The organism is Thermosipho atlanticus DSM 15807, assembly GCF_900129985.1.
In the GTDB taxonomy this organism is placed as follows: domain Bacteria; phylum Thermotogota; class Thermotogae; order Thermotogales; family Fervidobacteriaceae; genus Thermosipho_A; species Thermosipho_A atlanticus.
Genome location: NZ_FQXN01000003.1, coordinates 35,732 through 49,679 on the forward strand (window position 1 = coordinate 35,732; position 13,948 = coordinate 49,679).

Here is a 13,948-nt window from a genome sequence, read left to right on the forward strand (position 1 = left end):
ATTATTTAGCTCTTATAAGGTATAATATTTATAGACTGAGTAGCGGACGAGAAAGGTGGTGTAATTATGTTTGACAAGTTTTCTGAAAGGTCCGCAGAGGTTTTTGTTAATGCTCAGGAAGAAGCAAAAGAATTAGGCCATTCCTATGTTGGTACTGAGCATATACTTTTAGCGATTTTAAAATTGAATGATAAAAAATTAAAATCTATATTGGAAAATTATGGAATAAATTATTCGCGTATAAGAAACGAGATAATTTCTATTGTTGGTATGGGAATGCGGGGCTTTATAATGTCTCCGCAAATGACTCCTCGTGCAAAAAGGGTAATTGAGTTGGCATATGAAGAAGCAAAAAAATTAGGCGAGGAGAAAATTGAACCAGAACATCTTTTGCTGGGTATTTTAAGAGAAGGAGAAGGAATTGCTGTACATATTTTGAAAAAAATAGGTGTTGATTTGCAACATTTAAGAAGGGAGTTGTCAGGTTCGATGTCTACTGAGGAGATATATGAGGAACCTAAAAGTGAATTTGCTGTTCGAACGAGACAAATAGAAGGTTTTGGAGTTAATTTAACAGAATTAGCTTTAAAAGGTGAACTTGATCCAGTTATTGGTAGGGAAGCGGAAATTGAAAGATTAATGCAAGTGTTAGTTAGAAGAAAAAAGAATAATCCAGTGTTAATTGGTGATCCAGGAGTTGGAAAATCTGCCATAGTCGAAGGCCTTGCTCAAAAAATAGTTGCGGGAGAAGTTCCAGAACCTTTAAAGGGAAAAACGATTTTTTCATTAGATGTTGCAGCATTAGTTGCAGGGACAAAATATCGTGGTGAATTTGAAAAACGGATGAAAAAATTATTGCAAATCCTAAGAAAAGAAAAAGACATTATTCTTTTTATTGACGAAATACATATGATAGTGGGTGCAGGTTCAGCAGAAGGTGCTGTTGATGCTGCTAATATATTAAAACCATCGCTTGCACGTGGTGAAATAAAATGTATTGGTTCAACAACACCTGATGAATATAGACAGTATATTGAAAAAGATGCAGCACTTGAAAGAAGATTTCAAAAAATTTATATTCAAGAACCTTCTACTGAAATGACTTTAAATATATTAAAAGGTTTAAAACATAAGTATGAAGCACATCACAAAGTGAAATATTCAGACAAAGCTTTAGAAGCTGCAGTTTATTTATCACAAAGATACATTACAGACCATTTCTTGCCGGATAAGGCTATTGATGTTATTGATGAAGCTGGAGCTCGTTCAAGACTTAAGGCGTTTGTTATGCCATCGGAATTACAGTTATTCAAAATGGAAATTGAGAATACTAGAATTGAAAAAGAACTAGCCGTAGCAAGTCAAAATTATGAAAAAGCTGCTCAATTGAAAGAAAGAGAAGAGAAAATGAAACAAGAATTTAATAAAAGGTATAATGAGTGGCGTAATGAAGTAGAATCGAATGTAATAATAGTTGACGTTCCAGAAATAGAAGAAGTTGTTTCTAATTGGACAGGAATACCTTTAAAGAAATTGGAAGAGGAAGAAAGTGAAAAACTACTTAATCTTGAAAAGGCATTACACAATAGAATTGTTGGGCAAGAAGAAGCTGTGAGAGCAATAGCAAGATCGATTAGACGGGCAAGAAGTGGATTAAAAGATCCAAAAAGACCAGTTGGTGTCTTTTTGTTTCTCGGACCTACTGGTGTAGGAAAGACTGAACTGGCAAAGACACTTGCTGAATACTTGTTTGGTGATGAAAAAGCCTTGATTAGATTTGATATGAGTGAATATATGGAAAAATTTTCTGTTTCCAGACTTATTGGTGCTCCACCGGGATATGTTGGATATGAAGAAGGTGGAACATTGACTGAGAAGGTAAGAAGGAGACCATTTTCAGTAATATTGTTTGATGAAATAGAAAAAGCCCATCCTGATGTCTTTAATTTGTTATTACAAATAATGGATGATGGTAGACTTACTGATTCACAGGGACATGTTGTTGACTTTAGAAACACTATCATAATTATGACGAGTAATATAGGTGGTGCTCAAATTGTTTCTGGGAAAAAAACGTTAGGTTTTGTTGAAAATTCAACTGAAGAGGTAGATTTTAAAGAAATGAAAGAAAAAGTACTTGAAGAAGTGAAAAAGACGTTTAGACCTGAATTTTTGAATAGAATAGACGAAGTGGTTGTATTTCATAAATTGAACGAAAATCATATTAAACAAATTATTGATATTTTGTTGAAGGATATAAGGACTAGACTTGCTGAAAAAGGCATCAAATTAGATTTAACAAAATCAGCAAAAAGTTTCTTAGTACAGGAAGGGTTTGATCCATCGTTTGGTGCAAGACCTTTAAAAAGAACTATTCAAAGATTTATTGAAGATCCTTTGTCCGAAGAATTATTAAAGGGAAAGTTTAACGAAGGTGACACAATAGTGTGTACATATTCCAATGGTAAGATTGTATTTAAACGAAAAAAGGGAAATAAAGTTAGGGTGGAAAATGACTAGAAAAAAAGTAGTATATGTATGTGAAAATTGTGGGTATGAATCTCCTAGATGGTTTGGAAAATGTCCTGCCTGCAATGAGTGGGATTCTGCAAAGGAGATTAGTGTTGAAACAAAAGAAAAATTAAATGTAAAAAAGCCTTCATTTTTTTTGTTAGAGGAAGCATCAAAAATTAAAAATGTCGAACGTTTATCGACGAATTATGAAGAGTTAGATACATTACTTGGTGGAGGTATAGTTTCCGGGCAAGTAATTCTTTTGGGTGGAGAGCCTGGAGTAGGGAAAAGTACTTTGGCACTTCAGTTAAGTGATAGATTATCTTCATATGGCGACATTTTGTACATAAGTGGCGAAGAAAGCATTGCTCAGATAGGTTTGAGATCCAAAAGGTTGAATATTAGTAGTAGAAACATATATGTTACTAGTGATAACGAAGTTGAGACTTTAATTTCAACAATTAGAAAACAAAATCCAATTTTTATTGTTTTTGATTCTATTCAAACAATTTATTCAAATTCTGTTGAAGGAGTTCCAGGTGGTGTTCTTCAAGTAAGAACAGTAGTAGAAAAAATTCGTAAATTTGCTAAAGAGAGTGGTATACCTGCATTATTAATAGCACATGTTAATAAAGAAGGAAATATAGCTGGCCCGAAACTTGTAGAGCATATAGTAGACACTGTTGTGTATTTTGAGGGTGAGAAGACAACTGACTTAAGGATTTTAAGAGTAATGAAAAATAGGTTTGGGCCTAGTGGGGAAATAGCCGTTTTCCAAATGTTAAGTACGGGTTTAAAAGAATTAAAAGAAATGATTTTTGTTGAAGAAAGTAATATGCCCGGTAATGTTATTGCTTCACTGTTTGAGGGGACAAAACCAATTTTAGTACAGGTTCAAAGTTTGGTTTCAAGGGATAAAATAGCTACAGCAAGACGGATAAGTCATGGAATAGATGTAAGAAAGGTTATTATACTTGCTGCTGTTATTTCTAAACATTTAAATCTACCAATAGATTTGCATGATATTTATGTAAATGTTTCAGGAGGTTTGAAAATAACAGATCCGGCATGTGATTTAGCAATAGCTTCTTCTATTTTATCTTCGTTGTTTAATAGATATTTAGGAAAAACGGTATTGATAGGAGAAGTAGGTTTAGATGGAAGTATTAGAAAAGTGCAAAATTTGAAAAAAAGAATTGAGAATGCCAAGAAGGCAGGATACAAAAGGATTATAATTCCATATGACAAAGTGAGTGGTGATGGAATAATTAAAATAAAAACTTTAAAAGAATTATATAGATTTGTAATTGAAGACGAGTAGGAGGGATATAATGGGAAAGACAAAAATCATTGTAGATAGTACTTCCGATATACCAGTTGATTGGTTGAAAAAATATGATATTGATGTTGTACCGCTTCATATTGTTTGGCCAGATGGAGAATCTGAACCGGATAATGTAAGAAGCGAAAGTGAGTTGAATGAATTTTATAAAAAACTTGAAAATATTGAAGCGATTCCAACAACTTCTCAGCCTTCTGTTTTACAATTTAAAGAGGCATATGAAAGAGTGATTAATGAAGGATATGACAGTATTTTAGTTTTGACTATTTCTACTAAAATGTCAGGTACTTTCAACTCTGCTAGTCTTGCTGCATCCGAATTTGATATTCCAATTGAAGTTGTTGATACAAAAATGGCGTCGGCAATAATCTCCAATATGGCAAGGTATGCAAGAGAATTATTAGAACGAGGAATGGATGTGAAGGAAGTTGCCAGAAAAGTGAGAGAAGAACGTGAAAATGATAGATTTCATGCTATCTTTTATGTTTCAGATTTTAATTTTCTTGTAAAAGGTGGGAGAGTGAACAGAGTAACTGGTTTTGTTGGTAATCTTCTTAAAATAAAAGTGGGTATTTTTATTAATGATGAAGGTGAAATGATACCTTTTGATAAAGCTAGGGGCTTTAGAAAAGCGTATGATATGATATTAAGTAAAATGGAAGAGGAAGGTATAAAAATAGGTCAAAAAATAGGAATAATAGGAGTTCATTGCAATGCGAAAAGTAATATCGATGAAATGTTAAAACTAATTAAAGAAAGATATGATGTTGAATACTTTGAGTATACAAATACGGGAAAAGTGATATCTACTCACGTTGGACTCGGAATGGCTGGGTTTGGTGTAGAAGTTTTAAAATAAGAATAAGAAAAAATTGTTTTCTTTAAGATACTGCGTAATGCAGTATCTTTTTTGTATCTTAAAATAGATGGAGGTGAGTGCTTTGCCTAACGAATTTCTGTGGTTTGTTTTGATGATTGTGAATTTTATTGGCATTTTGGTGTTTTACCGATATATGGGAAAAACAGGATTGTATATTTGGACAGCTATTGCAGCTATAATTGCTAATATTCAAGTTGTTAAAACTGTTGAACTTTTTGGTTTTGTTGCAACTTTAGGTAATATTGTATATGGTACAACTTTTTTGGTCACAGATATTCTTTCGGAAAATTATGGAAAAAAAGATGCTCGAAAAGCAGTAGTAGTTGGATTTATGAGTTTAATTACGATGACAATAATGATGCAAATAGCAATTGTTTTTAAACCCGATGTTTCTGATTTTTCACAAGAAGCTTTGACAACAATTTTTTCGTTTATGCCACGAATAGTAATAGCCTCATTAACTGCATATTGGTTTTCACAACTTCATGACATTTGGGCGTATCATTTATGGAAAAATAGATTTCCACAAAAAAAGTTTTTATGGATGAGAAATAATTTTTCCACTATGGTTTCACAATTTATTGATAGTGTAGTTTTTTGTTTTATTGCATTTTGGGGTGTATTTGAATTAAGTGTATTTTGGAGTATTCTTTGGACAACTTATATTTTTAAATGGATTGTTGCAGCAGCAGATACACCATTTTTGTATTTGGCAAAAAATATGCATGATAAAGGAAAAATTAACGAATTAGTAAGTACAGATAAATAAATTAACACAATTTTTAAACTTTAAAACTATTGACAATTCAACGAGTTTATGGCACAATATATATTGGTCGATGAATGAGAGAGTCGGGGACGTGGTGAAGCCTGGTTATCACGCCGGTCTGTCACACCGGTGGCCGCGGGTTCAAATCCCGTCGTCCCCGCCAAGATAAAAAAGAGGAGCTTCAAGCTCCTCTTTTGTTTTTTTCATTTTGTTTTTCTCTTATTATTTTTAATCTATCAGGGTTCATATAATTCAAACAGCAACCTGAACCAAACATTCTTTCCATAGAAGGCTTATTTTTTTCTAATTCAATAATTTGATCGTAAATTCCACATAAATTATCTTCGGTAAGATAGATGCATTTATTTTGTTCTTCATCCCACTTACCATAATAACACGGTGTATGTTTACAACAAAAACCACATTTTACACATTCAGGACATTTTTCTTTTATTTCATTAAAAAGTTGTTCCCAATTCATTAGAAATCAAATCCTTCAGTTAATATTTCATTGATTCCGTCAAGAATTTCTTCGGGAGTAATCAATTCTCCACCAACTTTATTTATAAACTTTACTTTTGTTCCTGGTTTTATTAATCTTAATATTTCACGACCATATTGACCTAAATTCATTTCAGGAATAACTACTGCCTCAACTTTTGACAATCTCTTCTTTAATTCGTGAACTGGAATAGGCCAAAGAGTAATAGGTTTAAATAATCCAACTTTCATTCTATCTTCTCTGGCAATTCTGACAGCCTCTTTTGCACTTCTTGCAACAATTCCATATGCAATGACTAAAACTTCAGCATCTTCCGTTAGATACTCATCGTAAAGTGAAATTTCATCAATGTGAAGTTTTATTTTGTTTGTTAATCTTTTAATTAATTTTTCTGCAGTTTCATATGATGCATTTGGAAAGCCAGATTCATCATGAACAAGTCCAGAAACATGAAATCTTGTCTTTCCCATTTCTATTAAAGCTGTTGGAGTGGGTTCAGCATACTCACTTTCAGCATATGGTACGAAAATTTCTTCTTCCTCCAAGTCTTTTTCAGAAATTCTTTTTATGACTTCTATTTCGCTGTACGATGGAAGTTCAAATGTTTCCCTCATATGACCAAGTGTTTCGTCCATTAAGAAAATAACCGGAGTACGATATATTTCCGCTAAATTAAATGCATGGATTATGTATTTATAAACTTCTTCTACGGTGGAAGGATATAATGCGATTATAGCGTGATCTCCATGAGTTCCCCATCTTGCTTGCATAATATCTCCTTGAGCTGGTTTTGTTGGAAGTCCTGTGGAAGGTCCTCCCCTCATGACGTTAACAAAAACACATGGAGTTTCTGTCATAATTGCATAGCCTAAAGCTTCTTGCATTAAACTAAAACCTGGACCACTAGTAGCCGTCATTGACTTGATTCCTGCTAAGGATGCTCCTATTATTGCGGCTGCACTGGCTATTTCATCCTCCATTTGAATAAAGACTCCTCCTACTTTAGGAAGTTCGCGGGCCATAGTTTCAGCAATTTCCGATGAGGGAGTGATAGGATAACCTGCGTAGAACCTACATCCAGCTCTAATTGCACCATATGCGGCGGCTTCGTTTCCCTGCCAAAAAACTATATTTTTATTGCTCATTTTTTTCACCTTCTTTTAAATGTACATTTTCAACAATGTCAATAGCAAAGTCAGGACACAAGTTTTCACACAACAAACATCCAATACAAGTAGAATGATCTTCAACAATAGGTCTATTTAATTCTCCTTGTTTTATTGTATGCGTTGGACAAACATGATAACAATTGCCACAATTTTTACACCAACTGTAGTTAATTTTAACTATATAGGATTTTTTCGGCATTGTTTTCACCTCACTTAATTAAGGATAGAAATATCCCTGCTGCTACTGCAGAACCAATAACACCAGCTACGTTTGGACTCATAGCATGCATTAGGATGAAATTGCCAGGATCTTCCTCTTGAGCTATTCGTTGTGCAACTCTTGCAGAATCAGGAACAGCCGAAACACCTGCTGCACCAATAAGTGGATTTATTTTGTCTTTTAAAAATAAATTCATAAATTTTGCAAAAAGAATTCCCGAGGTAATTGCTGACACGAAGGCCAAAGCCCCCATGCCAAAAACAAGAAGTGATTGAGAAGTTAAAAAGACGTCAGCTCTTGCAGAAGAACCTACTGATATACATAAAAGAATCGTGACAGTGTCAAGTATATATCTACTTGCAGCTTCAACTAACCTTTTAACAACTCCAGATTCTTTTAAAAGATTTCCAAACATAAGCATTCCAATTAATGGAAGTGCTTTTGGAACTATAAATGCAACTACAATCGTAGTAATTATTGGAAAGAGGATTTTTTCCTTTTTCGTAACTTTTCTGGGAGGTTTCATCCTTATTTTTCTTTCTTCTTTAGTTGTTAAGAGTTTGGAAACAAAAGGTTGTAAAACAGGGATAAGAGCAATGTATGAATAAGCTGAAATAGCAATTATTGACAACAATTCTGGTGAAAATTTTGAAGCTATAAAAATTGAGGTAGGACCATCAGCACCACCAATTATACCAATTGATGCTGCTTGTTTTAGTGAAAAACCAAATATTCTTGCAAGAATGAATGTTAGGAAAATACCAAGTTGAGCAGCTCCACCTAAGAAAATTGTAAGAGGAAATGACAGCATGAATGAGAAATCAGTTAATGCACCAATGCCAAGAAAGATGAGAGGTGGATAAATTCCGAGATTTAGTCCTTGTTGTAAATACCATAAAAGACCACCTGGAGTTCTTTCAGAAGGAGGATTAAGTATTCCTGTGACATTTGGGGGAATGTTGGCAAGTATAATACCAAAAGCAATTGGAATTAAAAGTAGAGGTTCAGCATCCTTTTCAATAGCTATATAAATCAATAATCCTGCTATAACAAACATCAAAATGTTTCCAAAACTCAGATTGAAGAAAGCAGTATTTTCAAAAAAAGATGTTAGTGCTTCTAACAAGTTATTTCCTCCTTTTATATAGATCATCCTTATTATACATTAGTTTTTGAAATTAATAAAGAAAGGAAAAATGTGTTTAATAAAAATTAGAGTTAATTTTTATTAATTGCATCGTTTAAACTCAATAATATAAAGTAATACGTAAGTTCATAGTTATAATTAGCAACTTTTGAAGAAAGAATTTTATCAATGGTTTTTATTTGAGAGTAATCTATGTCCTTTTTCATTGAAAACTCTTCGGCTATCCAAAGAGATACTTTTGCAACTATTTTCAAAATATCAAAATCTTCGTTTTTACAAATTTTTCTTGCAAGATTATTCAATTGTTTATAATCACCTAAACTTTTTTTAATTTCAGTATAGAGTGTATAATAAATATTTAATTTGTTTTTTTCTTTACTCAATGTATTCAAATTTACTATTTCAAATTTTTTATTTTTTATTTCATCGATTCTCTCAGGAAAAGTCCAAATTAACTTTTTTGCGAAAAAATCCTCTATTTCATTGAACATTTCTTTTGGAATGTTTATGTTATATCTAAAGACCCTACTTTTAATTGTGGGGTAGAGAGAATTCCAGCTCGTGGTTACAAGAATGATTACAGCATATTCAGGGGGTTCTTCTAGAATTTTTAACAAAGCATTTTCCGCTTCTGGTAAGAGTTTTTCAGCATTAAGTAATAATACAAATTTTTTTCCACTATCAGCTCTAAATGAAAGAAATTCTTGTAAATTTCTTATGTCATCAATTTTGATGTTTGGAGAGTCTTTTGTGCTAATTATCATATATTTATCAATTTGATCATTTGTAATCTCTTTTATCATAGAAACTACAAGCCTTTCAAGATAACTTTCGTTATCCCCAGTAATTGCGATTGATAAACCTCTAGAATTTTTAATAATTTTTTTAATGTGAGAGATTAAATCCAAATACATCACCTTCTTTGGAAAACAATTTCCCAATTAATTCCGTATAGTTGTTTGTTTTTCCATCAAATACTATCTTTCCGTTACTTAAAAAAATTATTCGATCGGCAATATCGAAGAAAAAATTTGAATGATGAGTTGCAAGAATGACTCCAATATTAAGTTTTTTAAGTTCTTTTATGAGAATTTTGATAATTTTTCTATCATGTTTATCAAGCATTGCTGTTGGTTCATCAAGTAAAAGAAAATATGGTTCCATGGATAAAATAGAAGCAATAGCAAGTTTTTGTTTTTGACCACCTGATAAAACATAAGGATCAAGATCTTTGAATTTATATAAGCCAACAATTTTTAAAGCTTTTTCCGCTCTTTTTTTGATTTCATCTCTAGCAAGCCCGATGTTTTCAAGCCCAAATATTACATCTTCCCAAACTGTAGAGCCTATAATTTGGGTTTCTGGATTTTGAAAAATATACCCCGTAACTAAGTAGTGTTTTTCGTTAGTAGAGGTAAAGATTTTACCACTGTATTTTGTTAAACCAGCTAAGGCTTTTAAAAAAGTAGATTTGCCGCTTCCATTACGGCCAAGTAATAATACTAACTCTTTTGTTTTAAAAGTGGTTGAGATAGAATCAATTATTTTTTTATTACCAATATTTACTGAAAGATTTTCAATAATTAGTTCTATAATATCAACTCCAAAAAGTCGCCAGATTTTAATTTCAAAAGATTTGCGGCATTTCCTTGGTTAATAGCTATTTCCAGATAATCAGTACTATCATTGTGTGCAATTAATTGTCCGGGTAAGACTTCAGAATAGTAGTTAACTACAGGAATTTCGATATATTTCCTCTTTTTCCTAATTTTTAAGGTTTCAAATTCTTTAATCCATTCAAAAGGGATGTTGGTTTCTATATTTCCAAATTTGTCAATATATGCAACTTCTCCTGTGATTTTTTTGTTAGATTTTTTAGGTTTAATATAAGGCAATGTTGCATAATTTGGGAGAAGATCCCCTAGCTCCTTGAATTTTCCATTTGTTATATATGCAGCTGCTGGAGCAAAAATATCACGGCCATGGAATGTTTGAGAATTTAAATAATGATATTTTTTATTATTTAATTCCCTGATTTCTATGGGAGGTTCTTCTTCAAATACAAGGGTGAAAATACCATTATCTGGTCCAACAAAATAGTAATTTCGTGTCTTAGCTGCAATAGCTTTTCGGCTACTTCCAACACCGTAATCAACAACTACTAAAAAAATGGTATTTTTTGGGAAATGATAAAAAGATCTATAGAGAATATACATCGCTTCTCTAGCATTGAATGAACTTATTTCGTGAGTTAAATCAATAATTTCTGAATCGCTTATTTGTCTGATAACACCTTTGCATATGCCAACATAGTGTGAGTTTCCCCAGTCGGTTAAAAAGACAATCATAGGAATCACCTTAATAGAAAAGTTTTGTAAGTTCTTTCAAATAATAATCTACTGGTCTGTAATTAATTATTGTTTCAGAATATGGAATCTCTGTAATTGAAAATCCTTTTACGCCCACGGCATGGTAATTTTTACCTGATTTTACCATTTCGATTGAATGAGCTGCCATTTGTGTAGCAATAATTCTGTCCATTGCAGTTGGAGAACCTCCTCTTTGTAAGTAACCAAGATTTGTATATCTCCATTCTATTCCTAATTCATCTTTTAAGTTTTTTTCAATATATTTACCAATTATTTCAGCGGAATTGTTGGTAGTTGTACAACCACATTCTTCCTTAATATTTTCAGGTATAGGAACTCCACTTTCAACTACGATAAGTGAGAATCTTTTTTTACCCTCATATCTTTTTTTGATTATTTCAATAACTTTTTTAAGATCAAAATTTTCTACAGAAGTGATTATATAGTCAGCGCCGCCAGCTAAACCTCCAATAGTAGCTATCCAACCACTAGGCTTTCCCATTGTTTCTACTATCATAACTCTATGATGAGCTTCGGCTGTCGAATGTAATATATCGAGAGCTTTCTTAACTTGCTCTACAGCTGTAAAAAAACCAATTGAAAAATCAGTAAATGATAAATCGTTATCAATAGTTGCTGGAATAATAATTGATGGTATGTTTTCTTTCATTAAGTTTAATGCAGCTTTAGCTGCGAGCCTTCCACCAAGTAGTATCAAGGAAGTTAAACCGTATTGTTCAAATTTTTCCTTTACTTTTTTAAGTTTTTCACCTTCAGGGATAAATAAGGATGTTCCTAAAATAGTACCACCTTGGTGAAGTATGTTTGATACATTTGGCCTTAATAGTACATCTAGTTCATCGTTTAGTAGCCCATTAAAACCGTCTTTTATCCCTATTATTTCGATGTTTAAATCGAGACTTTTCACAACTGCTGAACGAATAGCAGCATTTATCCCTGGGGAATCATTTCCGACACATAAAATTCCGATTCTTTTCACTTTATAACCCCCTTATTACTGTTATTAAGACAATTGATGTTATTGCCATAAGCTTTATCAAAATATTTATTGAAGGTCCTGAAGTATCTTTGTAAGGATCACCAACTGTGTCACCAACAACTGTAGCTTTGTGCGCTAATGATCCTTTTCCGCCAAAATGGCCTTCTTCAATATATTTTTTTGCATTATCCCACGCACCACCAGAATTTGCCATAAAAATTGCAAGCATTACTCCTGAGACGGTTGCGCCAATCAGCAATCCTGCTATACCAGTTGTTCCAAATAAAAAATATATAATTACTGGAGAAAAAACTGCAAGCAATGAAGGTACAACCATTCTTTTTAAAGCTCCCTTAGTTGCAATCTGGATACATTTTTGATAGTCAGGCTTATTTTGTCCGGTTAGTATACCTGGTATTTCCTTAAGTTGTCGCCTGATCTCGTTTACCATTTCATCAGCTGCATTTCCAACGGCATGCATTGTTAATGCTGAAAAGAAGAATGGTAACATTGCTCCTATTAATCCTCCTAAAAATAGATACGGATTAGTTATTAAAACAGAATCAGAGTCTGCTATGTTACTAAAATTTGAGAATAGAGCAAGAGCAGTTAGTGCAGCAGAACCAATAGCGAACCCTTTACCCATTGCTGCAGTAGTGTTTCCAACAGCATCAAGAGCATCAGTTATATTCCTAACTTGTGGGTCTAGACCAGCCATTTGAGCAATTCCACCAGCGTTATCAGCAATCGGACCATATGCATCCACAGATAAGCTTATTCCAATAGTTGATAACATTCCAACACCAGAAAGTGCAACACCGAAGAGGCCTAATAGTTTGTATGATAAAATTACTGCCAGTGATATGAAGGTTGTAATAATAAACGTTGATTCCATACCAAGTGCTGTACCACTTATGATTACATTTGCTGGCCCCATTGTAGCAGTTTTTGCTAGTTTTATTATTTTTTTTCCAGAAGTATACCATTCGGTAACTAATCCTATTAAAACACCAACGGTAATTCCTGAAAAGACGACAAAGAAAATACTTATCCAAGAAATGTATATACTATATACCAATGTAAGAAGAAGAGTTAAAATACTTGCAAAAATAGTTCCTGCTCTTAATGTTTTAGCAGGATTAGTAGAATCTTTAGATTTTAGTAAGGTAAAAGTAATTCCTAAAATAGACGAAATAAGTCCGAAGATCGTGATAAATATCACCGATGTAAAACCTGCTTCTTTATAGTAAAAAGTTCCTAGGGCCAAAGCTGAAAAAATTGAACCAACGTATGATTCATATAAGTCAGCTCCCATACCTGCTACGTCTCCGACATTGTCTCCGACATTGTCTGCTATAACTGCTGGATTGCGGGGATCATCTTCAGGAAGATTGGCTTCGGTTTTTCCAACTATATCTGCTCCTACGTCGGCAGCTTTAGTATATATTCCACCTCCAACTCTTGCAAACAAAGCAACAAGTGAAGCTCCTAACGAATAGAAGCTAATTAAAGTGATATTGTTTGTTAAATAATATGTAATACTCAAACCAATTATTCCAAGTGTTGAAACTGTTAATCCCATAATTGCTCCACCGGAGAACGAAACTTTTAATGCCTCTCCCATATTTTTTGTTGCTGCCCATGCTGTTCGTGCGTTTGCTTTTGTTGCAATACTCATACCGATGTATCCAGAGAGAACTGAAAAAAGAGAACCGATTATCAAAGCAACTCCTGCCTCAAAGTTAAAAGTAGTACTTATTAATAAAGAAATTACAATGACTACTGGAAAGAATATTTTGTATTCCTGAAACAGAAAAGATTTAGCACCAGTTTGAATTATAGAAGATAATTCGGTAGTTTTTTCATTTCCTGATGGGTAATCAAGAATTTTAAAAGTCAAGAGTAATATATAGAAAATTGAAATTCCCCCAAAGACAAGAAAATATATCAAAATTTTCCCTCCTATTCATAACTGTTGAGGGCTTTAAAAAGCCCTCAACATAATTCCTCTTATTGTTGTTTGATTAATTAATTTA

The 13,948-nt window shown here is 32.9% G+C and carries 13 protein-coding genes and 1 tRNA gene; 5 read left to right on the top strand and 9 right to left on the bottom strand.

Features of this window, described 5'->3' with window-relative positions; all coding sequences use genetic code 11:
- The first annotated feature begins 66 nt into the window (after positions 1-66).
- The 5 genes from BUB65_RS04200 to BUB65_RS04220 all read left to right on the top strand — a co-directional run bounded on the left by BUB65_RS04200 (position 67) and on the right by BUB65_RS04220 (position 5,668).
- Positions 67-2,520 carry an ATP-dependent Clp protease ATP-binding subunit gene (locus tag BUB65_RS04200; RefSeq protein WP_073072595.1) on the top strand — a complete coding sequence of 818 codons (2,454 nt, stop codon included), beginning with the start codon at positions 67-69 and terminating at the stop codon, positions 2,518-2,520.
- A complete protein-coding gene (gene radA, locus BUB65_RS04205) occupies positions 2,513-3,835 on the top strand; it encodes a DNA repair protein RadA (RefSeq protein WP_073072988.1) in 1,323 nt (440 codons plus the stop codon). The genes BUB65_RS04200 and radA overlap by 8 nt, the downstream gene beginning before the upstream one ends.
- Positions 3,836-3,845: 10 nt before the next feature.
- A complete protein-coding gene (locus tag BUB65_RS04210) occupies positions 3,846-4,715 on the top strand; it encodes a DegV family protein (protein ID WP_073072597.1) in 870 nt (289 codons plus the stop codon).
- An 82-nt stretch (positions 4,716-4,797) separates the two neighbouring features.
- Entirely contained in the window at positions 4,798-5,505 is a 708-nt protein-coding gene (locus tag BUB65_RS04215; RefSeq protein WP_084728030.1) for a queuosine precursor transporter, read from the top strand.
- A gap of 85 nt (positions 5,506-5,590) precedes the next feature.
- Positions 5,591-5,668: transfer RNA gene (locus BUB65_RS04220), tRNA-Asp, on the top strand.
- An 18-nt stretch (positions 5,669-5,686) separates the two neighbouring features.
- Here BUB65_RS04220 and BUB65_RS04225 read toward each other — a convergent pair.
- From BUB65_RS04225 to BUB65_RS04265, 9 genes are all read right to left on the bottom strand, one after another.
- Entirely contained in the window at positions 5,687-5,986 is a 300-nt protein-coding gene (locus tag BUB65_RS04225) for a hypothetical protein (RefSeq protein WP_073072601.1), read from the bottom strand.
- On the bottom strand, positions 5,986-7,152 hold the full coding sequence (locus tag BUB65_RS04230; protein ID WP_073072603.1) for a 2-oxoacid:acceptor oxidoreductase subunit alpha: 1,167 nt from the start codon (positions 7,150-7,152) through the stop codon (positions 5,986-5,988). The genes BUB65_RS04225 and BUB65_RS04230 overlap by 1 nt, the downstream gene beginning before the upstream one ends.
- Complete coding sequence (locus BUB65_RS04235) at positions 7,142-7,375, bottom strand: 4Fe-4S dicluster domain-containing protein (RefSeq protein WP_073072605.1); 234 nt, start codon at positions 7,373-7,375, stop codon at positions 7,142-7,144. Before BUB65_RS04235 ends, BUB65_RS04230 begins: the two co-directional genes overlap by 11 nt.
- A gap of 10 nt (positions 7,376-7,385) precedes the next feature.
- A complete protein-coding gene (locus BUB65_RS04240; protein WP_073072607.1) occupies positions 7,386-8,522 on the bottom strand; it encodes a sodium ion-translocating decarboxylase subunit beta in 1,137 nt (378 codons plus the stop codon).
- Between the two features lie 92 nt (positions 8,523-8,614).
- A complete protein-coding gene (locus tag BUB65_RS04245) occupies positions 8,615-9,451 on the bottom strand; it encodes a hypothetical protein (RefSeq protein WP_234946765.1) in 837 nt (278 codons plus the stop codon).
- On the bottom strand, positions 9,429-10,169 hold the full coding sequence (locus tag BUB65_RS08505; RefSeq protein WP_327192016.1) for an energy-coupling factor ABC transporter ATP-binding protein: 741 nt from the start codon (positions 10,167-10,169) through the stop codon (positions 9,429-9,431). Before BUB65_RS08505 ends, BUB65_RS04245 begins: the two co-directional genes overlap by 23 nt.
- Positions 10,133-10,891 (bottom strand): SAM hydrolase/SAM-dependent halogenase family protein, encoded by a 759-nt coding sequence (locus BUB65_RS04255; RefSeq protein WP_073072615.1) that lies wholly within the window; start codon positions 10,889-10,891, stop codon positions 10,133-10,135. The genes BUB65_RS08505 and BUB65_RS04255 overlap by 37 nt, the downstream gene beginning before the upstream one ends.
- Positions 10,892-10,901: 10 nt before the next feature.
- On the bottom strand, positions 10,902-11,912 hold the full coding sequence (locus BUB65_RS04260) for a 6-phosphofructokinase (RefSeq protein WP_073072617.1): 1,011 nt from the start codon (positions 11,910-11,912) through the stop codon (positions 10,902-10,904).
- Between the two features lies 1 nt (position 11,913).
- Positions 11,914-13,863, bottom strand: coding sequence for a sodium-translocating pyrophosphatase (locus BUB65_RS04265; RefSeq protein WP_073072619.1), 1,950 nt, complete (start codon positions 13,861-13,863; stop codon positions 11,914-11,916).
- Positions 13,864-13,948: the final 85 nt, after the last annotated feature.

What these genes read in the sequence shown, in the direction of transcription:
- BUB65_RS04255 (WP_073072615.1), bottom strand. Translation starts at nt 10,891, where the DNA reads ATGATTGTCTTTTTAACCGACTGGGGAAACTCACACTATGTTGGCATA.
- BUB65_RS04230 (WP_073072603.1), bottom strand. Translation starts at nt 7,152, where the DNA reads ATGAGCAATAAAAATATAGTTTTTTGGCAGGGAAACGAAGCCGCCGCA.
- radA (WP_073072988.1), top strand. Translation starts at nt 2,513, where the DNA reads ATGACTAGAAAAAAAGTAGTATATGTATGTGAAAATTGTGGGTATGAA.
- BUB65_RS04210 (WP_073072597.1), top strand. Translation starts at nt 3,846, where the DNA reads ATGGGAAAGACAAAAATCATTGTAGATAGTACTTCCGATATACCAGTT.
- BUB65_RS04225 (WP_073072601.1), bottom strand. Translation starts at nt 5,986, where the DNA reads ATGAATTGGGAACAACTTTTTAATGAAATAAAAGAAAAATGTCCTGAA.
- BUB65_RS04235 (WP_073072605.1), bottom strand. Translation starts at nt 7,375, where the DNA reads ATGCCGAAAAAATCCTATATAGTTAAAATTAACTACAGTTGGTGTAAA.
- BUB65_RS04200 (WP_073072595.1), top strand. Translation starts at nt 67, where the DNA reads ATGTTTGACAAGTTTTCTGAAAGGTCCGCAGAGGTTTTTGTTAATGCT.